Here is a 25,053-nt window from a genome sequence, read left to right as displayed (position 1 = left end):
ACTCACCTGTCTCCCGGTGTTGCATCACGCCGGCCATGGAGGTTAAAACCGCTATTATCCTCGCCGTTAGTACAGGTTTGCACGGTTTTTTGTCTATCTTCTACACTGGCAAACGACTGCTGCAAATCAAACTGCGCCAGATTGGCAGTGAAGATATCTGTCGATGCTGCCTGACTGCGCTCACTGCGGCGACGCAGTTTCCTGACCAGCATTTCCACCAGCGTCAGTGGCAGAAACAGCAATACCAGCACGATCCAGCCCACCGCATGCCAATGCGCCAGCAGCTTCAGCCACTCAGGGGCTGGCTGCACGCCACCGCCATACTTGTCCCAGAAAAACATCGCACCACAGAACAAGCCGAACCAGCCGACCAACAAGCCGGTCTGCAGACGTGGCCACTGCTGCCAGCTGGCCAGCGCATAGGCGGCCAGATACAGCAGCACCTGGGCCAGCCCCCAGCCCAGGCCGTTTTGCAAGGCCATGGCCAGCAACACCATGCTGACAAAAAATACCGCAAGGCAAGTAGCCAGCTTCAGGCCCAGCCGCAGCAGTTTTCCCAGCAGACGCAACATGGCATCAGCCCTGGCGCAGTACGGCTTGCAGGAAACGCTGCGCCAGCACGCGGTAGTCGTGATGGGCCAGCACATATTGCCGTCCGGCTGCGCCCATGCGGCCGCGCTCGTTGGGCGTGGTAGCCAGCATGCGGCGCACGGCCTCGGCAATGGCGGCCGGGTCTTCCGCGCCTACGCTGAAACCGGCCCCGGCGTCCTTGACCATGTCGTTGCCCGCTTCCACCGAGTGGATCACTGGCTTACCGGCCATCAGGTAGTCGAACAGCTTGTTGGGATTGATGCCGAAACGGTAGATGGGCAGCTTGCGCCAGCCAATGAACAGGCTGTCCATTTCCGCCAGGAACGCAGGCACTGCGCGCTTGGGAATGCTGGGCAAAAAGTGCACATTGGACAGGCCCATTGCGGCAGCCTTCTCCACCAGCGCGGCCTTGTCCGGGCCGTCGCCCACCAGCACAAAGCTGGCTGACGTATCTTGCAGCCGGGCGGCAGCTTCCAGCAGGAAGTCCAGCGCATTGGCCAGACCATGGCCACCGGCATAGCCAATCAGAAAGCGCTTGTCCGCCTTGAGTTTTGCCAGCGCAGCCAAGTGCTCGGCCGGTAGCGGCGTGTCCGCCCCCTGCCACTCGGCGACGTCCACACCATTAGGAACAACATGGTATTTTTCCGCCGCCATGCCGTGCTGCATCATGTAATCGCGGGCGCAGGGCAGCATGGAGATGACGGTATCGGCCTTGCGGTAGCCAAAATCCTCGGCCCACTGCATCAGGCGGATAAAGGGGTGGGAGCGCGACATGCCGCCCACTTCCACCGGTGTCAGCGGCCACAGGTCGTGCACCTCGTACACCAGCCGCGCCCCGGTCTTGCCGGCAATGAAGGCGGCGGGGATGGTATCCAACGGGTAGGTGGAGGAGGCAATCACCACGTCCGGCTTCCACTCCTTCAGATAGCGCCCGGACAGGCCCATTACCTTGCCCAGGAAGCTGAAGATGTTGATCACCCGCTTGAGCCCGTTGCCCGGATAGGCCGGGGTCTTGCACCAGGTGTAGCGGATGCCGTCGATGTCTTCGTCCTGATACTTGGAGGACAGTTGCGGATTGGTCTGGCGCAGATGCGAGGTATCTGCCGCCAGCATGTTGACTTCGTGGCCGGCCTTGACCCATTCACGCGCCAGGTAATAGGGGCGGAATTCCATGCCGTGGCGCGGGCTGCCGGCATAGTGATTGATATAGAGAATGCGCACGCTGCTGCTTTTCCGGATTTAAGTGTCCGCCGTTCAGAACAGCCCGGCGGCGATATTGATCATCATCGCCAGCACGGTGGTGTTGAACAGGAAGGACAGGATGCAATGCACGGAGCCGATGCGACGCATGGCCCGTGAGCTGAAACTGATGTCGGCCGTCTGGCCCGAGGTGCCGATGACGGCGGCAAAGTAAAAGAAATCGCTGTAATTGGGTTCTTCGTCACCCGGGAATTCCAGCCCCGGCTTGCCGCAGCGAAACAGCGCCACGTAGTACTGGTGGGCGTAATGCAGGGCGAACATGGTTTGGGTAAACAGCCAGCTGGTAAAGATGGTGAGCACCGACAGGCCGATATGCAGGCCGCGGCTGCCGCCGTGCAGGTCTTTCGCTACCGACAGCTCGGCCACGATGGACAGCAGGCAGACAATGGCCGCCAGCACCACCAGCATCAGGATGGCCAGTTCGCCTTCGTCCTGCCGTGCGGCACGGTGGCGGATCTGCTCGGCATCGGCACCATGCATCATGTGCAGTGCCAGCAGCAGATACAGGCCGGCACCGGCGTTCCAGCCAATCACATAGGCGGTGAGCGTGCGCATCGGGGTCAGCATGGTCAGCGCCTGTGCCACGAACAAACCGAATACGATGGCCGACAACAGACGCGGCCGCGTACGCAGGATGTGGATCAGCCGGGCCAGCGGGCCGTGGTGATGACGTTGCGGCTTGTCCATGTCGGTCTTCCTCCAGCGTCCTCAGGAAAGTTGGGCGTACAGGTCCACCAGCTTGCGGCCTTCTGCCGCCCAGCTGTATTTCTGCAGTACCGCCTGCTTGCCCGCCTCGCCCAGTTGGCGCATGCGGTCTTCATCCGCCATCAGGCTGTTGATGGCAGATGCAATAGCTTGCGGGTCTTGCGGGTCCACCAGCACGCCGCAGCCGGCGTCGTCGACGATTTCGCGCCATACCGGGAAGTCACTGGCAATCACCGGCATGCCGGCCGCCATGTATTCGAACAGCTTGATCGGCAGCGCATCCACATAATTGGGGGTGGGGAACAGCGTTACCAGGCCGATCTTGCTTTGCGCCAGCACCTGGGCCACGCCCTTGCGGTCCAGCACGCCCAGGTCATTCACCCGTGCCCAGCCTGCTTGTGCTTCCAGCTTGGCGCGCAGGTCGCTCTCGCTCCAGATGCCGGCCAGATTCAGCCGGGTGGAGGTATCCGGCAGCGCGGCCACGATGGGTTCGATACCGCGAATGCGGCTGATGCCGCCGATATAGCACACCTCGTTCTTGCGACTGTCCCACGGGGTATCGCGCACCAGCTCTTCCAGGATGGGGAAGTTGCACACATCCAGTACTCGCCCGCCCAGTTTGGCAAAACGGTTGCGGATGTGCGGGGTGGATGTCACCACCGCGTCAAAACGTTTGGCTGCCCAGTCTTCCACTGTTTCAAAGCTGCCGGACACCAGGGGACGGATGGCACCGGGAATCCAGTGCTTGGCCAGAATCTGGCGCGGCATGTCTTCGTGCACGTCGTAAATCACCTTGATACCGGCCTGCTTCAGCCGCAGTGCGGCGGGAATCAGCTCCGGGTCGTGAAAATGCACGATGTCCGGGCGCAGCGCCAGTGCCGCCTGGTATACCCGGCTGGTGGTGCCGGTCATGCGGGCAAAGCGGCCGCCGGTCTTGGGGCCGACATCGTGAAAGCGCACACCCTTGTTGATTTCCTCGCCCAGGCCATCGGCCACGATCAGGCTCACCTCGTGACCGGCAGCAGCCAGCGTGGCGCATTCCTTGACGAAAATGCGGATGTCGTGACGCGGGTGGGCAGAAGTGAGATGGGCTACTTTCATACGGCAGAATCCTTGTGTGCCGCCCCGGACAGCAGGCTGGCATAGAGATCGGCAAAGTGCTGCATATTGCTGTGATGCAGGGCTTTCTGGGCCACCAGCTGGCGGTTGAGCTGCACCGCCTGCGCCAGGCGGGCATTGTCCGCCGCCCAGTCCATGCCGGACAGCAGGCTGTCGCTCAGCCGGGCGATGTCTTCGGCAATCAGGCCGTTGAGGCCGTCGATCACCCACTCGCCATTGGCGGGCAGATTGGACAGTACCGGCAGGCAACCGTGCCCCATGGCTTCCAGCAGGCTGATGCTGGTGGCGTCCGAACGCGGCACGCTGACAAACAAGCGCGATTCCTGATACAGGCCAGCCAATACTGCGGACGAAACAAAACCGGTGAATTCCACCCTTTGCAGTTGCAGGCGGCTGGCCAGCGCTTTCAGGCTGTCGGTGGACTCGCCACTGGCGGCTACGGTGAGGCTCCAGTCCGGGTAACGGCCACTGGCCTCCACCTGCTGCCAGGCATGCAGGATGGCGTCGATGCGGTACAAGGGCTTGTGCAGGCGGCAGGACAACACCTTGTTGGCCTTGGCCGCGATATCCGGCTGCGCCGGCAGCGCGTCCATGCCGAAATTCAGTACGTCGATACGGCAGTTATCCCCAGCCAGCTGGCGGATTTTCGCTGCCATATACAGCGAATCCGAGGTAATGGCGCTGGCGGCGCGCAGATTGCCCTGCACCATCTGCCGCATCAGCCGGTTGCTGTCCGGCAGCAGCAGCACGTCCGAGCCCCAGGCGGTCAGTACCATTGGCACACGGCTGCCACTCAGCGCCCGGCGTGCATGCCAGGCCACGCTATTGGCCTGATGCACATGGACAAGATCCGGCTTTATCTGGCTAATCCAGCGGCCCAGTTTTCCGGCGCTACCCAGTGCCTTCAGGCCGAAGTCCAGCCGCAACTCGCCCTTGAGATTGGCCGGACGCTTGTCGGCCGGGACTTCGCCATTGCAGGCCAGCCAGATTTCGTCCACATGCGGGGCGATACCGGCCAGGTAACGCCAGGTGTGTACCGAGGCCGAACCGATCAACAACAGCTTCATTGGATATTTTCTTTCTCGATGCGGCGCAGTTCTGCCAGTAGCCGGTCCAGTTTGTGCGCCAGCGCGGCGTTGTCGGCCAGCGCAATATTCATCGGCAGGTTCAGTACCGTGGCCGCCAGCCGCTCGCCCTGCGGCGCACTACCGGCCACATAAGCATGGCGGAAAGAACCGGCCGGATGGATCACATCATCAAACCACACGCCGATATTCAGCCCGCTGGCCTGACTCAGGCGCCGTGCCACGGCGGCCTTGTTGGCCTGAGGACAAGACAGCGCAAACGGGTAACGCACCCAGTGGCACGCAGCAGCGGCAGGCACGGCCCATTGGGTGATGGACGGCAGTGCCGCCAGTGCCTGTTGGTAACGCTGCGCCAGCGCCTGCTTGTGTGCCAGCGTGGCGGGCAGATGGGCCAATTGGCGGCGCACCAGCACGGTGGACAACAGCGGCATGGCGCGTACCGGATGCGGCATGCCTTGTGTCACTTCGGCATCGGCCGAGCGGTAAATCAGGCCCAGACGGCGGTTGATGGCCATGGTGATGCGGCCCAGCAAGGGCCAGCGTGCACTCAGCAGATGGGCTTTGAGCGTGGCCAGCAAGCGCCATTCATCCGCACAGGACAGTTCCGGCCAGTCCTGCTGCGGCGCGGCCAAGCCGGGCGGAAAGATGGCCAGGCCGCCGATGCCGCCAGTCAGGTTCTTGGAATATTCAAAACTGAAGAAAGCCCCGTCGTGATAGCTGCCCAGCCATTGGCCATCCAGCTGACTGGCAAAGCCGTGGGCGGCATCATCGATGAACTTCACTTGCGGATGGGCTGCGCGCAGTGCATCCGGTACCCGGCACGGCAGGCCGTAATTGTGCGGCACGATGACGGCGCGGGTGGCCGGGACGATGGCAGCGGCCAGCACGTCCCAGTCAAAATTCAAGGTGTCTGCCGACACATCGACAAAACGCAGCGTGGCTGCCAGTGCCGGAATCTGGTTGGGCACCACCACGCAGGTATAGGCCGGGACAATCACCTCGTCCCCTGCGCCAATGCCGTGTTGCTGCAACAGCACCCGCAGCGCGGCACGGCCAGTGTCGTACAGGCCGATGCGCGCCTCGTCCACGCCAAAGCAGGCTGCCAGCTCGCGCCGCAGCGCGGCACGCTGGAATGCGCGGCCACGCAGCATGCCGGGCAAGGCGGACAGGTAATCGCACAGGCTCAGTGAATTAGCCGTGAGCATGGTCTTGCTCCAGTTGGCGACACAGCCGGAAGACCCAGACCATGTAGATGATGTAATAGATGGAAACCGTCACCGACAGCAGGCGGAATACCTGATGGGCATTCTCCCCCGCCCAGTACACCACACCCAGCGAGCCCAGGTTCACCACCACGCCTAGCAGGGCAAACAGCAGCGACTGGCGCTGGCGCGACAGCACCATGGGCACCATGAAGCAAGGCGCAGCCAGGAACATGCAGAAGAAGGACGGCGTCAGCGTGGCGGCAATCTGACCGGCATCGCGCCATTGCTCGCCAAAGGCAAAGGCAAACAGCGGGCCGCCCCAGGCCATGATGATGAGAAAGGGCACAATCGCCAGTGCCGACAACACCAGCAGCGCCTTTTTCAGCAAGGGCCGCAGGCTGTGGCCCTTGGCATGCGCTTCGGCCAGATCGCGGTACAGCACTTGCGACACGGCTTGTCCCAGCAAGGCGGCGGGCAGTTTCAACACCCGCACCACCAGGCCGTAATGGCCCATCAGCTCGGCGGTAGCCAGCATGCCCAGCAGCTGCACCATCAAGGAATCCTGCAAGGCCACCACGAAGGCATGCGGGGTGTTGACCAGCGGAAACTCGCGATAGCGGCGCAGGATGCGGCCCATGCCACCGGAGCGGGCGGTACGCAGCCACTGCGGCAGTGCGCACCAGTCCTGGCGTGCTTGCAGCAGCCAGGAGGCGGTCTGGCCAGCAATCTGCGCCAGCAGCAGGCCCAGCGCGCCCAGCTTGCCAAAGCCTGCAGCCAGTTGCACCGTCACCATGGCGGCAGATTGTCCCATGCGGCCCTGCGCATTGGCGCTGTAACGGCGCTGGCGGTTGTTCCAGTTGGTCCAGATCTGGTTATTGGCCGCCACCCAGATGCCCAGCGGCAGCAAGGGCAGCCACGGAGCCATGGCCGGGGCATGCAGCCGGGCGGCAATCCACGGCCCGGCTGCCAGCAAAGGAATGCTCAGCACCGCCAGCAGCAGGGTGTTGAACAACAGCGCCAGCACCATCAGGCGCATGGCGTCGGCTTCTTCTTCCGGCAGCACCACAGCCATGTCGTAGCGCCAGGTGGCAATCACCACCAGGTTGGACAACCAGGCGACAAACTGCGTCAGCACGCCAAAATCGGCCGGGCTGTACAGCCGGGTCAGCAGCGGGGTGAACAATACCGGCAGGAACTGCGCCACGGCAGCGCCGCCAGCCAGGGTGGCGACATTGCGGGCAAAGCCGCCCTGCCCCAGCCTGGCCTTGAGTTTGGCCAGCACGCTCAGCCCAGTGCCATTTTCACCGCAGCGACGATGGCATCCTGCGTGGCTTCATCCAGGAAGGGGTGCATCGGCAGGCTCATCACGCGCTTGCCGGCGGCCTCGGCCAGCGGGAAGCTGCCTTCGCCCTGGCCCAGATGGGCAAAGGCCGGTTGCAGGTGCAGCGGAATCGGGTAATGCACGGCGGTGGGCACGCCCAGTTCCTGCAGGGCTTTCTGTACCGCTTCGCGATTGTCCACCTCGATGGTGTACTGGGCGTAAACGTGGGTATTGCCCGCGCCGATCACCGGCACGCGGGCCACGTCCTGCAGCAGGGCGCTGTAGCGGGCACCAATGCGCTCACGCGCCGCCACTTCGTCGGCAAAGCTGGGCAGTTTGGCCAGCAGCACCGCGGCCTGGATGGTATCCAGACGGCCGTTCAGGCCGATCACCGGGTGGTGGTAGCGACGGTCCTGGCCGTGCACGCGGATTTCGCGCATTTTCTTTGCCAGCTCGTCGTCATTGGTAAAGCAGGCACCGCCGTCGCCATAGCAGCCCAGGGGCTTGCTGGGGAAGAAGCTGGTGCAGCCGATGGTGGACAGGTTGCCGGATTTCTTGCCGTGCTGGCTGGCACCAAAGCTTTGTGCGCCGTCCTCGATCACCGCAATGCCGTGCTTCTCGGCAATAGCGTTGATGGCGGTAAAGTCCGCGCACTGGCCGTACAGGCTGACCGGCATGATGGCCTTGGTACGCGGGGTGATGGCGGCTTCCAGCAGCGCCGGGTCCAGGTTGTAGCTGATGGGGTCGATGTCGACAAACACCGGGGTGGCACCCAGCAGGGCAATCATTTCGCCGGTGGCGATGAAGGTAAACGGCGTGGTGATGACTTCATCACCACGGCCCACGCCCAGCGCCATCAGCGCAATCAGCAGCGCCTTGGTGCCGTCACACACGCCGATGGCGTGCTTGACGCCGGTGTAGGCGGCCAGTTGCTGTTCTACCTCTTTGACTTCCGGCCCCATGATGTACTGGCCATGATCCAGCACCGCGTGGATGCGGGCGTCGATGTCGGTTTTCAGATGCTGGTACTGCGCTTTGAGGTCGATGAACTGGATGCTCATGGCTCGATTCCTTGCTGGGGCCGGGCTGCCGTGCGGGCAGCCGTCGGGATTGAGTGGTTTCAGGCGGTGCAGGCTGGTCCGGTTCAGGCCGGAGTGCAGTGATTGCCGCCAATCTGGTAAAAGCTGTCGCAGGCCGGGCAGGCGTGGGTGCCGATGTCATTGGGCAGACGCTCGCCGCAGGCGCACATCCAGCCGATGCGTTTGGCCGGGGTGCCCACCATCAGCGCATAGGCCGGAACGTCGCGGGTTACCACCGCGCCGGCACCGATAAAGGCATATTCGCCCACCTGATGGCCGCAAACGATGGTAGCGTTGGCACCGATGGAGGCGCCACGCTTCACCACGGTACGACGGTATTCATCCTTGCGGCTGACATGGCTGCGCGGATTGTTGACATTGGTGAACACCATGGACGGCCCGCAGAACACGTCGTCTTCCAGCGTGACGGCATCGTAGATGGACACGTTGTTCTGGATCTTGACGTTGTTGCCGATCTCTACGTCATTGCCGACAAACACGTTCTGGCCGAAGGAGCAGCGTTCGCCAATGCTGGCGCCGCCGCAGATATGCACCCAGTGCCAGATGCGGGTGTCGGCACCGATTTGTGCGCCTTCATCAACAATGGCGGTGGGATGTACGGTGTATTGGGTCATGGGCGGGCCTCCGGACGGGGGTCAGAAAAACAGGAAAAAGCCATCGGCAAAATACACCAGGCCAAGCAGGCCGACCGGCAATGCCGCCAGCCACACCGCCTTGCGCTTGAACAGGCCGGCGATGGAGGAAATCAGGATGGCCACTTGCAGGAAAATCACCGCCACGCCAAACGGCTTGCCCTGACGCTGGGCGGCATCGCGCTCGGCTTCCAGACGGCGGGCTTCCTTTTCGATTTCCTTGCGTTCGGCCGCATAGCGGGCAGCCTTGTCGCCCACCTTTTTCAGCTGGGCCTGATAGTGTTCGCGCTGGGCCGGGCTGGCGGAAGCCGGCAGGTTGTCCAGCTCGAACTGCAGACGTTCACGCTCCACATCATACAGATTGCCCTTGATGCCCTTGGCCTGATAGTAGGCCCACTGGTCCGAGGCCTGGGCCTGGGCGATCACGCTGCGGGTGGAGAAACCACCGCCCTTGAAGGTGGACAAGGTGGCACACACGGCCAGGATGACGGTGGTGAGCGCCAAATAATTCAGCCAGGGGTCTTTCTTTTCTTCAGCCATGAGTGTGTTTCAGTATTGCGCAATACGAATGATGGGTTGGTGGAGCAAGCGGCCCGCACGGTGCGGGCCGGGGCGGACCTTAGTAATCCAGCGGCAGGCTGATGCGACGGCCATCACGTGCCGACAGGTACATGGCAATCAGCAGTTCCAGCGACTTCAGCCCTTCGCGGCCATCGGTTTCCGGCTCGGCCTTGCCCTGCATCACGTTGATCACATTGTCGTAGTACAGCGGGTGACCAAAGCCGTAAACGCTGGTGGTGGCGTAGCTGGCGTTCTTGATTTCGTCGTCCATGGCATGCGGTTCGGCGAATTCCCAGTGCTGGATTTCATTCACCGCCACACCACCCACGCGGACCGAACCCTTTTCGCCCAGGATGGTGATGGAGCCTTCCAGGTTCTTCGGGTAGGTGAGCATGGTCACGTTCATGCTGCCCAGCGCGCCGGAACGCCACTTGATGCTGACGGTGCCGGTGTCTTCCACTTCGATGTTGCGTGCCAGCGTGGCGGTGTAGGCCTGCACGCTTTCAACCGGGCCGATCAGCCAGTCCAGCAGGTCCACATAGTGGCTGGCCTGGTTCATGAAGGCACCACCGTCGAATTCCCAGGTGCCGCGCCAGCCGCCCTGGTCGTAATAGCTTTGCGGACGGGTCCAGAACACGTTGACGTTGACCATGTAGATGCGGCCAAAACGCTTTTCCTGCATCGCGCGCTTGAGCAGTTGCAGGGTGTCGTTACGACGGTTCTGCTTCACCACGAACATGCGCTTGCCGGCCTTGTCGGCGGCTTTCACCATGGCCAGGCCGTCTTCCCAGCGGGTGGCCATCGGCTTTTCCGTCATCACGTGGAAACCGGCTTCGGAACATTCGATGCTTTGCGCCGGGTGCAGGCCGGACGGGGTGGTCAGCACGATGATGTCGGCATTGGTGGAGGCCAGCATGTCGGTGAGATTGCTGTGACCACGGGCGCCGGTGCGTTCTACCGCAGCTTGCAGTGCAGCCGGGTCGATGTCACAGACGTCTACCAGTTCGGCACGGTCTTCATGTTTTTCCAGCGAACCGAAATGGTTGTTGGCAATGCGGCCGCAGCCAACCAGCGCGAAGCGGATCTTGCGGTCGGTGATGGGGGCGTGATGTACGGTTTTCATGGTGTGTTCCGTTCTGTGCTTAAACGGCAAAAGGCGACCACGGGGTCGCCTGCTTGCGTCATGCCGTCAGGGTCAGGCCTTGACGATGTGGTCGGCGGGTTCCAGATACTTGCCACGGCTGTCGACGATCAGCTGGGCATGTTGCTTCAGCAGCGTGTAATCGAACTTGTCATGGTCGGTAGCCAGCAACACGCAGTCGTAGCTGGCAATGGTGGCCGCATCCAGCACCACGCTGGACAGCTCGAAGTGGTGCTCGCGCATCTTGGGGAATACCGGCACGTGCGGGTCGCTGTAGGATACTTCCGCGCCCAGGTCGCGCAGTTTTTCCATCAGGAACACCGACGGGCTTTCGCGCATGTCGTCCACGTTCTTCTTGTAGGCAATGCCCAGCACCAGCACGCGGCTGCCGTTGATGGCTTTCTTGCGGGTGTTCAGCGCAGCGGCCACCTTGGCCACCACCCAGTCGGGCATATTGCTATTGACTTCACCTGCCAGCTCGATGAAACGGGTGTTCACACCGTATTCACGCGCTTTCCAGGTGAGGTAGAACGGGTCGATCGGGATGCAGTGGCCCCCCAGGCCCGGGCCCGGATAGTAGGGCACGAAGCCGAAAGGCTTGGTGGCGGCAGCGCGGATCACTTCGTGAATGTCGATGCCCATCTTGTCGGCCACGATCTTCATTTCGTTGACCAGACCGATATTCACCGCACGGTGGATGTTTTCCAGCAGCTTGGTCATTTCCGCGGCGCGGGTGGAGGATACCGGCACCACCTTGTCGATCACCGCGCTGTACAGCGCCACGCCGATTTCCTGGCAGGCCGGGCTGTAGCCGCCGCATACCTTGGGAATGGTGCGGGTGGTGAAATTGGGGTTGCCCGGATCTTCACGTTCCGGCGAGAACACCAGGAAGGCGTTTTCGCCCACCTTGAAGCCGCGGGACTCCATGCGCGGCAGCAGTTCTTCGTCGGTGGTGCCCGGGTAGGTGGTGGATTCCAGCGATACCAGGTGGCCTTCGCGCAGATAGGGCACCAGGCTGTCCATGGTGTCCAGCACGAAGCTCAGGTCCGGCTCGCGGTATTTGTTCAGCGGGGTCGGCACACACAGAATCAGGGTGTCGGCTTCCGGCGCGCGGGAGAAGTCGGTGGTGGCTTCAAAGCCGCGGGTACGGGCCGTGGCAATACTGTCGGCGCTGATATGCTCGATATAGCTCTTGCCGGCGGTCAGGGCATCAACCTTGCTCTGGTCGATGTCAAAGCCCAGGACCTTGTAGCCCACTTCGGCAAAACGCAGCATCAGCGGCAGGCCGACATAGCCCAGGCCGACAATGCCGATGACGGCGGATTTGTCCGCGATACGGTTAAGCAATTGCTGCTTGATCACAATGATAGTCCCAACAAAGTAAAAACCTGCCATGGCTGCATCCGGGCAGCCATGCACTGAATTCGGTAAGGTCTGGCAGTGTGCCTCGCCTGGCTGGCGGGCTTGCTGATCTGGCTCAAACCGCGCTTGTGAAGTTGCAAGCGCAGCATTATACGCCTGCTTGGCAAGCCGCTGGCGTTACCAAACGTGACAACACAGCCGACAGCGCCACGCTAAGCCCGCTCAGATCAGCAGATGCCCGGCACTGCCCTGATTGTTCTGTTTCAGACGATTGACGAACTCGCCAAACTCCAGCCCGAAACGGCACTCCAGCCGGTCGGCACGCTCTTTCAGCGCCTCCCACTGGGTCAGCGAGGGGCTTTGGCGGAAGGCCAGCACCGCCACATTGCCGTGACTGGCCGAGGGCAGTTCCAGCACGCGGCCTTCAAACACCGACAGCAAGCGCTCGACAAAGCTGTGATAACGCTTGTCGCCGCTCCACCAGTTGGTGACAAACACGCCATTGGGGCTGAGCGCACGCTTGCAGTCTTCGAAGAAGTCTTCGGTGGTCAGTTCGTCCACAATCTGCAAGCCATCAAAACCGTCCACCAGAATGGCGTCGGTGGAGCCACGGAAAATCTTCACGTAATCCGCACCGTCGGCCTCGATGATTTCAAAGAAATCACCCTCTTCCGGCAACTTGAAGAAGGCACGTGCCACGGCGATGACCTGCGGGTTGATGTCCACCGCCACGCTGACGGCTTCCGGCAGGTACTCGTCGATGAAGCGGGCAAAGGAACCACCGCCCAGGCCGATTTGCAGGATATGGCGCGGGTCGTCGTTCCATAGCAGGAAGGCCATCATCGCGCGGCTGTAGGACAACACCAGCTCGGCCGGTTCGTCCATGTCCATCGAGCTCTGGATGGTTTCCGAGCCCAGATGCAAGGACCGGATATTGCCGGCTTCGGAGATTTCCACTTCCGGCATGTCCTCCACCGCGGCACGCACGCGGCGGCGGAAAGGATGCAAGGCTCTACGCGCCACAGCCACCCTCCTCCTGCTGCGCCGGTTTGCGCGAATCCAGAATGCTGATGGTACGACGCGCCGGCGCGGTGACGGCTTCTTCTCCGTCTTCAAGCGGCATGGGCGGATCGCGGAACTCTTCCTTGTCGAAGGCGGTGTCGCCATTCTCGAAGGGGCTGTCACCGGTTTTAAGACCGGCAAAGTCGAACAGGCCGGTATCGCACAAATGGGACGGCACCACGTTTTGCAGCGCGCGGAACATGCTCTCCACCCGGCCGGGGAAGCGCTTGTCCCAGTCGTTGACCATTTCCTTCACCACCTGACGCTGCAGATTGGGCTGCGAGCCGCACAGATTGCACGGAATGATGGGGAACTGGCGCAAGTCGGCGTAGCGGATGATGTCCTTTTCGCGGCAATAGGCCAGCGGGCGGATCACCATGTGCTTGCCGTCGTCCGACACCAGCTTGGGCGGCATGGACTTGAGCTTGCCGCCGTAGAACATGTTGAGGAACAGCGTGTGCAGGATGTCGTCGCGATGGTGACCCAGCGCAATCTTGGTGGCACCCAGCTCGTCCGCCACCCGGTACAGAATGCCGCGACGCAGGCGCGAGCACAGGCTGCAGGTGGTCTTGCCTTCCGGCACCAGCTTCTTGACGATGGAGTAGGTGTCTTCTTCGATGATGCGGTATTCCACCCCGATGGACGCCAGATAACCGGGCAGCACGTCTTCCGGGAAGCCGGGCTGTTTCTGGTCCAGGTTGACGGCGACGATGGAAAAGTCGATGGGGGCGGATTTTTGCAGACCCAGCAGGATGTCCAGCAGGGTGTAGCTGTCCTTGCCGCCGGACAGACACACCATGACCCGGTCACCCTGTTCGATCATGTTGAAATCATTGATGGCATCACCCACGTGGTGACGCAGGCGCTTGGCCAGTTTGTTGCCCTCGAACACGGCCTTTTTGGCCTTGTCGTCGAGCACGGTGTTCTGTTCGGACATGGGGTACGGCTAAGAAATTGAAAAACAGGCGATTTTACTGTTTTTCCCTGCAACAATCCATGCCATTTCCCGGCAAACCGCCCCAAGCCTTACAACACGATGCCGCGTCCGCCATCCACCGCCAGAATCTGACCGGTGACATAGCTGGCATCCAGCAGCAAAAAGGCCACTGCACGGGCAATGTCATCCGGCTGGCCGGTACGCTGCAAGGGAATGGTGGCTTCGATGGCGGCGCGCTCTGCCGCATCGAAAGACGCCTCGCCTTCCGGCCACAGGTTCACCCCCGGTGCCACGCCATTTACCCGCACATCCGGTGCCAGTTCCAGCGCCAGACTGCGAATCAGCTGGGCATGCCCGGCCTTGGCCAGGTTGTACACCACATGACGCTTCATCGGCCGGTCCACGTGGATGTCTGAGATGCCGACAATGGCACCGCCGTTACGGCGCAAGGCCGGGGCCACCGCCTGACTGAGAAACAGCGGGGCCTTGAGGTTGCTGCCCATCAAATCATGCCAGGCCGATTCGTCGATCTGGCCGATTTCGGTAGGGAAAAAACTGGAGGCATTGTTGACCAGACCATCCAGCCGTCCGAACGCGGCAATGGCCTGTGCTGCCAGCTGGCGTACCGCCTGCATGTCCAGCAAGTCGGCCTGCAGCAGTACCACCGACTCCGCTCGCTGTGCATTCAGCTCGGCGGCCAAGGCTTCGGCATCCGCTTGCGAACCACGGTAATGCAATACCAGCCGCACCCCGCGCGCATGCAGCAGCCGGGCAATACCAGCCCCTACCCGGCGCGCACCGCCGGTAATCAGTACCACACGCTGTTCATTCACTTGCATCAAGCGCTCTTGCTGTTGCTTCATATCCTGTTCAGCCTTTCCTGCCTGCCTTGCTGCGCCATGTTTGCTGGCTGCGCCGACAACAAAATGCGCAGTGCCTCTTCACCCCTGCGCCGCTTTCGACCACAATCGCCGCACATTGTAGCAGGATGCACGTCATGACCACCCTACCCGCCCCAAGCGCCGAGGCGCTTGCCACCAGCCAGGCGCTGTGCGCCCATATCCGCCAGACCATCACCCAGTCCGGTGGCTGGATTCCCTTTTCCCGCTACATGGAACTGGCGCTGTACGCGCCGGGCATGGGCTATTACTCGGCTGGCAGCCACAAGCTGGGCAGCGCCGGTGACTTTACCACCGCACCGGAAATGTCGGCCTATTTTGGCCGAACCCTGGCCCGGCAGATTGCCGAACTGCTGCCGCAAACCGGCGGCACGGTGTACGAATTCGGTGCCGGCACCGGCAAGCTGGCCATTGATATCCTGACCGAACTGGAAAAGCTGGACTGCCTGCCTGAGCATTACATCATCATCGACCTGTCGGCCGACCTGATCGAGCGCCAGCAAACCGCCATTCGCAGCGCCCTGCCCCATCTGGCCGACCGGCTGCAATGGCTGAGCGTGCTGCCGGAGCAACTGGACGGCGTGGTGATTGGCAATGAGGTGCTGGATGCCATGCCCTGCGAGCTGCTGCACTGGACACCTGAACCGCTGCAACGCGGGGTGGCGCTGGATGGCGACAACTTCATCTGGCAGGACCGCCCGATTCAGGACCCGATGCTGCTGCAACAGGCTGCGGCACTGAACATCCGGCAGGCGGGCTATATCAGCGAGCTGAGCCTGAGCAACACCGCCTTCATCCACACCCTGGCGCGCCATCTGGTGCGCGGTGCCATCCTGCTGGTGGATTACGGCTATCCGGCGGGCGAGTTCTACCACCCGCAGCGCCACATGGGCACCTTGATCGGCCATTACCGTCATCACACGGTGGATGACCCCTTCTTCCTGCCCGGCCTGATGGACCTTACCTGCCACGTGGACTTCACCGCCATTGCCCAGTCCGGCATCGACGCCGGGCTGGACCTGATCGGCTACACCACCCAGGCGCAATTCCTGATCAATGCCGGCATCACCCAGCTATTGGGCGAACTGGATGCTGACGACAGTGCCAGCTACCTGCCGGTGGTGGCCATGGTGCAAAAGCTGCTGTCCATGCAGGAGATGGGCGAACTGTTCAAGGTGATCGGTTTTGGCCGTGGCGTCAGCATCGACTGGCAGGGTTTTGTACAAGGCGACCGCTGCCACACCCTGTAAGCCGGACTGCAGGTGATTTGTCTGCAAATGTGGTTGACAGCCTAAAAAACGCTGCGTATAGTTCGCGTCTCGGTGCAAGCGCATCGAGAAACGTGGCGAATTAGCTCAGTCGGTTAGAGCGACGGAATCATAATCCGCAGGTCCGGGGTTCGAGTCCCTGATTCGCCACCACAGTTTGCGAAGTCTGACTTGTCAGGCTTCACGGCGAATTAGCTCAGTCGGTTAGAGCGACGGAATCATAATCCGCAGGTCCGGGGTTCGAGTCCCTGATTCGCCACCAGCATTATCAAGCACTTAGGCCAACTTTCATGAGTTGGCCTTTTGCTTTTCTAGCCTCGTGTAGGCACTGTGTAGGCATTTTCATGCCTCACAAACCCATAGCAACCATGCAACGCCCCAGACCACCCAATCACAACTGAGCTAGATGGGACAATCTACTCCAACGCTCTATTTTTGCCTAAAAATTAGGCAAATGCCTACATCCGCCTACACGGGCTAGAAATTTCACCGCCTCCATCACAAAGCAATAACAGATTACTGACCCAAGCCCCTCCCCGTAGCAATCACTCAGACCAAGCCCTAGCCATTTTTTTCGTTGCACTAGCCGAACCGGCCCTTCCGCATGGAAGGCACCCTCAGATTTCCCCAGCATGCCAGCTCACAGCCAAACTATGGAATCGTCCATCCATCACCGTCGCAAGCTTTCTTGTCTACAAAAAAGATGCGATAATAAATTAGTCCATTGCACATGAAAATAAAACGCAATGAAATCAATCTACTGAGATAATTATGGGCGAAATTACAGGACTTAAGGCTGATTTAGTCCAAATTGTTCGACTAGCTTTGGCTGAGCAAACTGAGGATGTGCGCCTTTTCGCCGCAAGGCTGGTTAGGAAGTACCGAGGGACGGAGCCAGAATTGGCTGAGCAAGTGGACTTGTACTTGCGCGCCAAACCGCACCGGACGGGAGCTCCATTACGCAAGACAGTCGCACCATCACTGCCAGACCAAGCTCTGCCGGTGGATGATGAGTCTAGGCTATCGTTACTAAAAGTTTTCAAAGACCCCTCGGATCGAGAGACCCCGCTTCTGTCGACCGAACTTGAAGAAGCTCTCGGGCAATTGATCCAGGAGCGCAAGCAGGTATCGCGCCTTACATCACTAGGACTAACCCCAACTCGCTCTGCCATCTTTGTCGGCCAACCAGGCGTCGGCAAGACCCTAACTGCACGCTGGTTGGCAGCGCAACTTGGCGTTCCGCTATATGTACTCGATCTGACTGCAGTGATGAGTAGCCTATTGGGGCGTAGCGGCAGCAATTTGCGCGCCGCCTTGGACTTTGCCAAGCGTAGCCCATGTGTCTTGCTGCTAGATGAAATCGATTCAATAGCCAAACGACGTAGTGATGACGCAGATATCGGAGAACTCAAGCGCCTAGTAACAGTGATCTTGCAAGAGGTTGATGAATGGCCTGCAACCGGTTTGCTGTTGGCGGCAACCAATCATCCAGAACTGATCGATCCTGCACTATGGAGACGGTTTGACTTAGTCATTGAATTCAAGATCCCGGAACCTGCAGCGATCAAGGACGCAATCAAGCGATTCCTTGGGCCTGACTTCGCACTGTTTGGTCGATGGATCGAAATCCTAGCCTTCGCATTTCGTGGACAGTCTTTCAGCGATATCGAACGAGAGATACAGCGATTTCGACGCGCGGTGGCATTGGGTACGGCCTCGGATGAGGATTTAATTGAGGATTTCATCAAAGCACGCGCCTTGTCATTGGAACGTCAAGGACGTATCGACATGGCGGTGTTACTAGCAAAGCAAACCCGCCTATCACAGCACAGCATCTCGGACATCACGGGGGTGAGCCGGGACACTATTCGCAAGTACACAACTGACGGACCAACCGTCGTTCCCCAAAAACGGAGGCGTAAAGCATGAGCCAGACAAACTTCCTGATCGGACGAGGTGAGTTGCTTACCTACGAAATCAAGGGCCCCAAACGTGGAATGGACAAGGCGGAGGTTTATACCTTAGAGCAATCTAGAAAACGGTTGGCACCGCAGTTCACTGAGGCATCAAATATTCTAGACAGCCTCCCTGATATGGCCTGTCCTGGGGACTTGGGCGTTGCTCGTCTAGCTCTCAACCCAAGTTACATTGCACGCTCATTCTTCCCATTAGCGATGTTACGCAAAGCTGGCCTTGAATCGGTCGGCAGCAGGGCTGTCAAGCTTACTCCCGAGGCATGGTCCAAGAAGGGGGATCCCCGCGAATCAAGCACCACAGAGCTTTTCGTGGTCGGCAGACGACAATCATTTCGTCAGTTAAACGATTGGGCAGCACAACTGGAAGATGGCTCAAACGAAGCGAAAGACTTATCACATATTGAGCGCTTTTCCGCTTTCAAGCCAGACGACCGTATCGTTTCGCTAGACACGGCCCAAAACCACTTTTTCGAAGTAGGCCTTCATTTGCTACCCGGAGATATGGACCAGTTCGTGCAACGTGCATTCGCTAAGTACGCTGCAGCGGTTGGCGTTACCATCCATACAGACTTGGCATTCAGCGCGGGCAATCTATGGTTCCTTCCTGCCGAGGGAGAAAACGACAGCATCAAGCGTTTGGCTCAGTTCTCATTTGTTCGCGTTATTCGTCCAATGCCCCAACTGCGTGGCATGCGCCCTATGCAACGATCCGCAGGTCTAACCGTGTCGTGCAATCTGCCAACTGAGCAACCGTTATCATCCGAGCCTAAGGTAGCAATTCTTGATGGCGGCCTTCCCAAGCATCACAGCATCGGACCATGGCTGAACAACTATCGCCTATTAGATGAAAATGCTGCGGATGATCCCGGGGGCTTAGAGCACGGCCTCGGAGTAACTTCGGCATTTCTATTTGGCCCCATAACTCCGAATAGTACTGCACCCCGCCCTTACTCCTACGTAGACCATCTACGCGTTCTGGATCGGGAGACCAATTCGGAAGACCCCTTAGAGTTGTACCGAACGCTGGGGCTTATCGAAGAAGTTCTACTGTCCCGCCAGTATCAGTTCATTAATCTCAGCTTAGGACCTGATCTGCCGATTGATGATGCAGATGTACATGCTTGGACATCTGTAATCGACGATTTGCTCAGCGATGGCGATACGCTGATGACTGTGGCTGTTGGCAATAACGGTGAGATGGATCGGTCGGTTGGCAATTCTCGGGTACAGGTTCCCTCTGATTGCGTTAATGCATTGTCAGTGGGGGCCGCAGACAACGTCGACACAACATGGGCCCGTGCGGCCTACAGCGCCATTGGTCCTGGACGTAGCCCTGGGGTCGTGAAGCCTGATCTCATGGCTTTTGGTGGAGACGCTACCCGCTCTAAGTATTTCCATGTCCTTGCGGAAGGTGCGAAGCCAACATTGGTACCGCAACTAGGTACCAGTTTTGCAGCACCGTATCTACTGCGCAACGCCGTCGGTGTTCGCGCGATTCTTGGTGCCGATTTGACCCCGCTAGCCATCAAAGCCCTGCTTGTACATGGTGCAGACCCAGCCTCACATGACAAACTCGAAGTGGGCTGGGGGAAAGTGCCAGAAGATTTGGCAGAAATCATTACTTGCCCAGCAGGCGTGGCGCGAGTGGTCTACCAGGGTGAATTGAAGCCAGGCAAGTATCTCCGGGCAACGCTTCCAATTCCTACTGGCGGTTTACAAGGCAACATTCGCCTAAAGGCGACCTTCTGCTACGCTTCTTCAACTGACCCACAAGATGCAATTGCCTACACACGGGCCGGTTTGGAAGTAGTATTTCGACCCAGTGATAAGAAGGTCAAGGAAGGTAAGACAAACGCTGATACGAAGGGCTTCTTTGACATGAAGAAATATGCAACCGAGGAGGAGCGCCGTTCTGATTTGGGTAAGTGGGAAACAGTTTTGCATGGTAACAAGTCCATGCGGGGCAGTAGCCTAGACAATCCGGTGTTTGACATCCACTACAACGCACGTGAAGCCGGTGGGCCTACAACCGGAGCTGAGAAAATTCGCTATGCGCTAATCATCTCGGTTGAAGCCCCAAAGCATGCGGATCTCTACAACGAAATTCTACGCTCTTATGCCAAGATGCTGGTACCCATCCAACCTAAGGTAACCTTGCCTATCCGTGTGTAGCGTTGTTGATGTGTGGCATGAATCGTACTTTGTAGCCTGGGTGATCGACTCACTCTGAACTCGGCCATTTCCCCGCCGCAATCGCAAAAAAAAAACACTCTCCGGCTGGGGAGTGTTTTATGCCGCCAGCTCAGCGTCCCCACAGGGCACTGAGCTTGTCGACCATCACTTCCTTGCCCTTGCGGGCCAGGTCACCCAGACGGCTACGCAGTAGCTGCCACAGGCAAGCCAGACAGAGTTGCCAGGTAGTGTTGGAGATCTGCTCCGGCTTGGTTTCCCGTACTACCCCCCACTTTCTCTCATGCGGTAACACTCGCACGATGTTCTCCACCAGTTCGGGCAAGCCATAGTTTTCTGCAGCAGCAATCACGCTGATGTGGCTGGCCGGGATGTTGAAGGTTTCGGTGATCACCCGTTGTTTCAGGACCAAATGCTCTTGCTGCAATGGACCTGGACGATGCTGTTGATCATCCCATTCCCGGCAGGGTTCGATCTTGTCAGCCTGGCTGATGACAAACAGCACCGGGATGGCGTGGTTGGCCAGATTGGGCTGCAGCAATTCCTGATAGCACTGTTGATCCAGGCTGAGGGCCCGGTCGTCAGCTTTGATCAGCCACAGGATCAGATCCAGTTCCGGTAGTAGCGCCTTGTACTGATCGCGGTATTCCTCATGATGCTGCAGGCTCTCACCCACGCCAGGCATGTCGATCAGCGAGATGCCTCGCCCTGATTGATAGGCCAAGGTGATTTCTTGTGGGTAACGGGTGCCACCGGTCACGTCACTAACTGCGGATTCCTCTTGGCCGAATAGAGCGTTACACAGCGAAGACTTGCCGGTACCACTCTTGCCCATTACGCCGATGGTGGCCTGATAGCTGACGATCTTCTGTAGTTCATCTTGCAGGTACTGGCGGTAATCTGCGGACAGATGGCGGGTTTGCTTGTCCAGCCATTGGCTCAGGCAGCTTTGTAGCGGTGGGGTGGATTCCGGCGGGGTGGCGGGCGTGCGCATGTCAGGCCTCACTTTCATTGGGGACAATAAAAATCGCCACCTCGGTAGAGATGGCGATCTGTTTAGGAAAAGGATGCCGGTGCGGGCTTACCAGCTCTCACACTGCGCCTTAGATGGATTGGCAGGAAGCACTGCCGCAGCGCCAGCCACCGGAACGACTATGCTGGCCTTTCCAGCATGAACAATCACTTTCTTGCCTGCACGTAACGCATCCCAGGCAGCACGGAAGTTGTCTCCACCAGCATTGCTGCCAGCATCGGAGGGGAACAGCTTTTTGCTACCAATCTGCATGCTGAAGTCCTGTGGGTAGCCCGGGCCGTAGTAACGCTGGTTCAGGCTGACATGCATGGTGGCAGGCTCTTTACCGCATTGGATATCGAGCGAATTGCCTTTGTCGTCGGTGACGCCGTAATGCAGGGTCTGGCCATCCAGTGCCACGGATTTATTCCATTGGCCGGGCTGAGCGGCCAAGGCAGAAGTGCTGAGAACTACAGTGATTAGCGCGAGGGAGAGAGATTTCATGCGGTGCCTTTCTATATAAAGTCCGGCAGGTCAGGTGAACCACTACCGGATTGATGCAGATGACGGGTGCGCAGGATTTAGCGATCTGGTCTGGGGTGTGTCGGGTCTTGCCGGTGCAGACTGTCGCCCAGGGCTATGCCGAGTAGTAACAGGCTGAGTGAGCCCATGCGATCGGCCGAGGCGTGCTTGAGTAGCAGCACACTGACCACCATCAGCAGGGGCAGCTGCATCGGGTGACGACGTGGGGGAAGCAAGCTATTGAGCATGGTGCGGGCCTTCGCTTAGAAACTTACCCAACCCTTATCGGACTTCACCATGCGCATATTGTCGTAGGTGTAGTCGATGTGGATGGTGCTGGCGTAGGAAGTGATATTGGCTTGGGAGTAGTCGCCGTAGACATTACGCGGCATGTTCGGGCAGGTACGGTGCAGATTGGCCATGATGGCGGCACGGACCTTGATCACATAGTCGTCACGTTGCCAGGACATCCAGTCCGTCTGGCTGGCCAGCCGCGCATTCATCTCATCCAGCAGCTTGGCATTCTCGGGTAGCGGTGCAAATTCCAGTGCGTACTTCACCTGCAGGGTGTAACGGTTATCGCCATCGGCAATGCCGTTGACCTTGTCGAAATTGCTGACGGTGACAATGCTGCAGTCTCCCAGCGACTTCTGGATGGCCTGTTTGGCTTCGGAAGTGGATGGCGAACTGGATCCGGAACAGGCAGTCAGCAGTAACAGACTGGCCAGGGCGCTGCTCAGAACCAGCGTGCGATAAGTGCAGGACATGGAGTGATTCCTTGTTAACAAAGTAAATAGTTGTCTTTCAAGTTGACTTTCAACTTATAAAGATGAGTTTCAACGCAACGGGTTCTTCATGTCAATGGGTTGTCTTGCGACTATTTGGGTTGAATGGAGACTACGATGGCAGAGAAGAAACCCGACCCCCTGGCCGTGAGCGTTGGCAAAGCGATTGCGGCACGACGGCAGGAAGCAGGACTGACCCAAGACCAGGTCGCAGGAAAATTGGATATCGGCAATGAGGCGGTATCCCGCATGGAGCGGGGATTGGTGATGCCGACGGTGGCCCGCCTGCTGGAACTGGCCAGCCTGTTTAACTGCGATGCCTCATCCTTGCTGGTGGAATCCAGCAATCGCCCAGCCGAGCAGGCCCAGCACCTGGCACAGATGCTGGCCCGCCTGGATAGTGCAGATCGGGAGATGGTGCTGGCGATGGTGGAACAACTGACCCACCGGCTGGCTAAGCCGTCCTGACCGCACCCAACTTGGAGGTGAGCCGGGTAGGGCGCGAGACCGCTTTCGGCTTCTCTTCCGTCTCAGCACTGCCTTCCACTGCTGGATAAAACTCCTCCAACAGCTGCGGTACTTCTTCCTCGGTATCCTCGAACTGGCCGTTCTGCAGCAACAGCCGAGCGGCTTGCTCCAGTTCGGCGGTATCGATGCCGGCTTCCAATTGCTCGTCAGCTGCTTTACGTGCGGTACTGACCGCTTCGGCCAGGGTCTGTCCATCGCGTAGTGTCAGATCCACGTAGTACACCGGAGTGCGGTGTGACTGGGTGGTGCTCTTGGCACGCAGACGCAGTAACAAAGGCAGATGCTTGGTTTTACCGCCACTGGCCGCTTCGTAATACTTCAGCCGTGCAGCCAGGGTACGCACCGAGTTGTAGCCGGTAGTGCGGAAGATGAAACTGCCAAGCTCATCCTGCTGACCTTCCACCTGCACGTTGAGACGACCATACAACTTGCAGCCCAACTCCTTGGCTAGCGGACAACGGTCTGGTCCTACACACCCAATCTCTTCCATGCCCTGACTGGTCACTCGGCGTGCCGTTTCTCCGTTACCAACACACACCGGCCGACCATTATTCCGGTCGAAGGCACTGTATTCGGCCCGCAGGTTCAGCTCGCTGTCGTTGAACAGCAGCTGGATCGGAATGGCGCGGATCTTGCCGTTCTGCGCCTGCTCTGACAGCGCCTGGTGCAAGGGATGCAGTAACCAGCCATCCCGGCTCTGCACCTGGGTGGTCAATGAAAAGCTGTCGTCCTTCTCCGGCAACCAGCGTTCCTGCTTCTGCACCAGCTTGCCAATGCTGATACGCCCGATCACGGGCGGGGTAATGGCGAGGCCTTTAATCACGATGCTTTCCTTTCCGTTTGAATGACAAAGCGCCGGGAACCGGCAATGGACTTGCTGTACTGGGCAAGCAGAGTTGGGTGGTCTTGCGACAGCCGTTCGACATCCGGGGCAAACCGATCCTTGGACCGCTTCCAGGTAATGCGGCCAGACTGGAAAACGGCAGCAGAGGCATGACCCAACACGTTCTGGATCTGCTGGCGGATGGCCGCCTCCTTGGCTTCTGCATCCTCTTTACGCTGCCGTTCTGCCAGTAAGGCAGAGAACAGTCGGTTGCCTTCAATCGATTCGGACAGGTCGATGGTCTGGCCATCGTCACGCGGGAACAGCCAGGACAAGGCTGCACCAGCATCATCCGAACCATCCGGTGCCGGTTGGGTGTCCAACACCACGTGCTGCCAGAACACCGTTTCGCGGGCGATCAGATCAGCGATCTTGTCCTCATCGCGATTGACTCTATAGATACGGAAATCCTGTCCGCCGATCAGCACTGCCACATCGGCCCAGTCATGCCCAGTGACGGCGAGCTGATGCAGCACCTGGCATTGATAAGCCACCGGGATGCCTTCCTCCCACTGCGGGGCAGAGTGATAACTCGCCGTCTTGATTTCCAGGATGCCCCAGCCTTCCTCTGGGCAACGCACCTCCCGATCCAGATTGGCCAGCATGAAACGGTGTGTTGGGTGCTGCAGTACCGCATTCACCCGCCGAACCTTGCGCCCGGTCCGCTCGGCATAGACCCGGGCCAGAATGGGTTCCAGGATGGTGCCCCAGATCACGGCCTCCTTCTCTGACAGGTCTTCCGGCTCCTTACGTCCTGTCTTCTCCAGCCACAAGGACAGTGGGCACTTGTACGGCGACAGCCCAATCGCCGGGGCGGCATCAGACGAACCAATGCCCAACTGGCGAATGCGCAACCATTCATCACGAGACAACTTCAGGGTAGAGGCCAGACGAATGGCCTGTGCGTAG

At 59.5% G+C, this 25,053-nt stretch carries 25 protein-coding genes and 2 tRNA genes; 6 read left to right on the top strand and 21 right to left on the bottom strand.

The window, feature by feature from the left end:
* Positions 1 to 2: 2 nt before the first annotated feature.
* The 15 genes from ACE3SE_RS19590 to ACE3SE_RS19520 form a co-directional block, all read right to left on the bottom strand.
* Positions 3 to 572 carry a hypothetical protein gene (locus ACE3SE_RS19590; RefSeq protein WP_374557646.1) on the bottom strand — a complete coding sequence of 190 codons (570 nt, stop codon included), beginning with the start codon at positions 570 to 572 and terminating at the stop codon, positions 3 to 5.
* A gap of 4 nt (positions 573 to 576) precedes the next feature.
* Complete coding sequence (locus ACE3SE_RS19585) at positions 577 to 1,812, bottom strand: glycosyltransferase family 4 protein (RefSeq protein WP_374557644.1); 1,236 nt, start codon at positions 1,810 to 1,812, stop codon at positions 577 to 579.
* Positions 1,813 to 1,845: 33 nt separating this feature from the next.
* Positions 1,846 to 2,538 (bottom strand): DUF1345 domain-containing protein, encoded by a 693-nt coding sequence (locus tag ACE3SE_RS19580; RefSeq protein ID WP_374557642.1) that lies wholly within the window; start codon positions 2,536 to 2,538, stop codon positions 1,846 to 1,848.
* A gap of 21 nt (positions 2,539 to 2,559) precedes the next feature.
* Positions 2,560 to 3,657, bottom strand: coding sequence for a glycosyltransferase family 4 protein (locus ACE3SE_RS19575; RefSeq protein WP_374557640.1), 1,098 nt, complete (start codon positions 3,655 to 3,657; stop codon positions 2,560 to 2,562).
* Positions 3,654 to 4,742 carry a glycosyltransferase family 4 protein gene (locus ACE3SE_RS19570; protein ID WP_374557638.1) on the bottom strand — a complete coding sequence of 363 codons (1,089 nt, stop codon included), beginning with the start codon at positions 4,740 to 4,742 and terminating at the stop codon, positions 3,654 to 3,656. The genes ACE3SE_RS19575 and ACE3SE_RS19570 overlap by 4 nt, the downstream gene beginning before the upstream one ends.
* Positions 4,739 to 5,965 (bottom strand): DegT/DnrJ/EryC1/StrS family aminotransferase, encoded by a 1,227-nt coding sequence (locus ACE3SE_RS19565; protein ID WP_374557636.1) that lies wholly within the window; start codon positions 5,963 to 5,965, stop codon positions 4,739 to 4,741. Before ACE3SE_RS19565 ends, ACE3SE_RS19570 begins: the two co-directional genes overlap by 4 nt.
* The gene (locus ACE3SE_RS19560) at positions 5,952 to 7,247 is read right to left on the bottom strand and encodes a lipopolysaccharide biosynthesis protein (protein ID WP_374557634.1); all 1,296 of its coding nucleotides are present in this window, start codon (positions 7,245 to 7,247) and stop codon (positions 5,952 to 5,954) included. Before ACE3SE_RS19560 ends, ACE3SE_RS19565 begins: the two co-directional genes overlap by 14 nt.
* 2 nt (positions 7,248 to 7,249) lie before the next feature.
* Positions 7,250 to 8,347: a DegT/DnrJ/EryC1/StrS family aminotransferase gene (locus ACE3SE_RS19555; RefSeq protein WP_374557632.1), complete on the bottom strand. Its 1,098-nt coding sequence runs from the start codon at positions 8,345 to 8,347 to the stop codon at positions 7,250 to 7,252.
* A gap of 83 nt (positions 8,348 to 8,430) precedes the next feature.
* Positions 8,431 to 9,000: an acyltransferase gene (locus ACE3SE_RS19550; protein WP_045848837.1), complete on the bottom strand. Its 570-nt coding sequence runs from the start codon at positions 8,998 to 9,000 to the stop codon at positions 8,431 to 8,433.
* Between the two features lie 21 nt (positions 9,001 to 9,021).
* A complete protein-coding gene (locus tag ACE3SE_RS19545) occupies positions 9,022 to 9,558 on the bottom strand; it encodes a DUF4337 domain-containing protein (RefSeq protein WP_045848836.1) in 537 nt (178 codons plus the stop codon).
* Positions 9,559 to 9,637: 79 nt separating this feature from the next.
* On the bottom strand, positions 9,638 to 10,702 hold the full coding sequence (locus ACE3SE_RS19540; protein WP_045848835.1) for a Gfo/Idh/MocA family protein: 1,065 nt from the start codon (positions 10,700 to 10,702) through the stop codon (positions 9,638 to 9,640).
* 72 nt (positions 10,703 to 10,774) lie between these two features.
* Positions 10,775 to 12,079 (bottom strand): nucleotide sugar dehydrogenase, encoded by a 1,305-nt coding sequence (locus tag ACE3SE_RS19535; protein WP_374557668.1) that lies wholly within the window; start codon positions 12,077 to 12,079, stop codon positions 10,775 to 10,777.
* 225 nt (positions 12,080 to 12,304) lie between these two features.
* On the bottom strand, positions 12,305 to 13,105 hold the full coding sequence (locus ACE3SE_RS19530) for a polyamine aminopropyltransferase (RefSeq protein WP_374557629.1): 801 nt from the start codon (positions 13,103 to 13,105) through the stop codon (positions 12,305 to 12,307).
* Positions 13,095 to 14,081, bottom strand: a complete 987-nt coding sequence (ttcA, locus tag ACE3SE_RS19525) for a tRNA 2-thiocytidine(32) synthetase TtcA (RefSeq protein ID WP_045846909.1) — start codon at positions 14,079 to 14,081, stop codon at positions 13,095 to 13,097. The genes ACE3SE_RS19530 and ttcA overlap by 11 nt, the downstream gene beginning before the upstream one ends.
* A gap of 89 nt (positions 14,082 to 14,170) precedes the next feature.
* Positions 14,171 to 14,944 carry a pteridine reductase gene (locus tag ACE3SE_RS19520; RefSeq protein ID WP_082086442.1) on the bottom strand — a complete coding sequence of 258 codons (774 nt, stop codon included), beginning with the start codon at positions 14,942 to 14,944 and terminating at the stop codon, positions 14,171 to 14,173.
* 134 nt (positions 14,945 to 15,078) lie between these two features.
* Between ACE3SE_RS19520 and ACE3SE_RS19515 the strand changes: the two genes are divergently transcribed.
* The 5 genes from ACE3SE_RS19515 (at position 15,079) to ACE3SE_RS19495 (ending at position 20,396) form a co-directional block, all read left to right on the top strand.
* On the top strand, positions 15,079 to 16,230 hold the full coding sequence (locus ACE3SE_RS19515) for a class I SAM-dependent methyltransferase (protein ID WP_374557626.1): 1,152 nt from the start codon (positions 15,079 to 15,081) through the stop codon (positions 16,228 to 16,230).
* Positions 16,231 to 16,324: 94 nt separating this feature from the next.
* A tRNA-Met gene (locus ACE3SE_RS19510) sits at positions 16,325 to 16,401 on the top strand.
* Between the two features lie 32 nt (positions 16,402 to 16,433).
* Positions 16,434 to 16,510 (top strand) — tRNA-Met (locus tag ACE3SE_RS19505).
* A gap of 509 nt (positions 16,511 to 17,019) precedes the next feature.
* Complete coding sequence (locus tag ACE3SE_RS19500) at positions 17,020 to 18,177, top strand: AAA family ATPase (RefSeq protein WP_062791365.1); 1,158 nt, start codon at positions 17,020 to 17,022, stop codon at positions 18,175 to 18,177.
* Complete coding sequence (locus ACE3SE_RS19495) at positions 18,174 to 20,396, top strand: S8 family peptidase (protein ID WP_062791367.1); 2,223 nt, start codon at positions 18,174 to 18,176, stop codon at positions 20,394 to 20,396. The genes ACE3SE_RS19500 and ACE3SE_RS19495 overlap by 4 nt, the downstream gene beginning before the upstream one ends.
* Before the next feature lie 130 nt (positions 20,397 to 20,526).
* Here the strand turns inward: ACE3SE_RS19495 and ACE3SE_RS19490 are convergent, their stop codons facing one another.
* The 4 genes from ACE3SE_RS19490 to ACE3SE_RS19475 form a co-directional block, all read right to left on the bottom strand.
* Positions 20,527 to 21,408 carry a GTPase family protein gene (locus ACE3SE_RS19490; protein ID WP_062791369.1) on the bottom strand — a complete coding sequence of 294 codons (882 nt, stop codon included), beginning with the start codon at positions 21,406 to 21,408 and terminating at the stop codon, positions 20,527 to 20,529.
* A gap of 87 nt (positions 21,409 to 21,495) precedes the next feature.
* Complete coding sequence (locus ACE3SE_RS19485) at positions 21,496 to 21,930, bottom strand: hypothetical protein (RefSeq protein WP_374557623.1); 435 nt, start codon at positions 21,928 to 21,930, stop codon at positions 21,496 to 21,498.
* Between the two features lie 77 nt (positions 21,931 to 22,007).
* The gene (locus ACE3SE_RS19480; RefSeq protein ID WP_374557621.1) at positions 22,008 to 22,196 is read right to left on the bottom strand and encodes a hypothetical protein; all 189 of its coding nucleotides are present in this window, start codon (positions 22,194 to 22,196) and stop codon (positions 22,008 to 22,010) included.
* Between the two features lie 15 nt (positions 22,197 to 22,211).
* Entirely contained in the window at positions 22,212 to 22,715 is a 504-nt protein-coding gene (locus ACE3SE_RS19475; RefSeq protein WP_374557620.1) for a hypothetical protein, read from the bottom strand.
* Positions 22,716 to 22,850: 135 nt separating this feature from the next.
* On the opposite strand from ACE3SE_RS19475, the gene ACE3SE_RS19470 reads away from it, so the two are divergent.
* Positions 22,851 to 23,201 (top strand): helix-turn-helix domain-containing protein, encoded by a 351-nt coding sequence (locus ACE3SE_RS19470; protein ID WP_374557618.1) that lies wholly within the window; start codon positions 22,851 to 22,853, stop codon positions 23,199 to 23,201.
* Here the strand turns inward: ACE3SE_RS19470 and ACE3SE_RS19465 are convergent.
* On the bottom strand, positions 23,188 to 24,084 hold the full coding sequence (locus ACE3SE_RS19465; RefSeq protein WP_374557616.1) for a recombination directionality factor: 897 nt from the start codon (positions 24,082 to 24,084) through the stop codon (positions 23,188 to 23,190). The two genes, ACE3SE_RS19470 and ACE3SE_RS19465, sit on opposite strands and share 14 nt — an antisense overlap.
* Positions 24,081 to 25,053 (bottom strand): YqaJ viral recombinase family nuclease (locus tag ACE3SE_RS19460; RefSeq protein ID WP_374557614.1); only part of this gene is annotated, 973 nt, incomplete at its 5' end. The genes ACE3SE_RS19465 and ACE3SE_RS19460, both read right to left, overlap by 4 nt.

The sequence above is a fragment of the Aquitalea pelogenes genome, from assembly GCF_041914625.1.
GTDB lineage: Bacteria > Pseudomonadota > Gammaproteobacteria > Burkholderiales > Chromobacteriaceae > Aquitalea > Aquitalea pelogenes.
The sequence above is the reverse complement of the archived record's forward strand: the minus strand, read 5'-3'. Positions and strand labels throughout refer to the sequence as shown.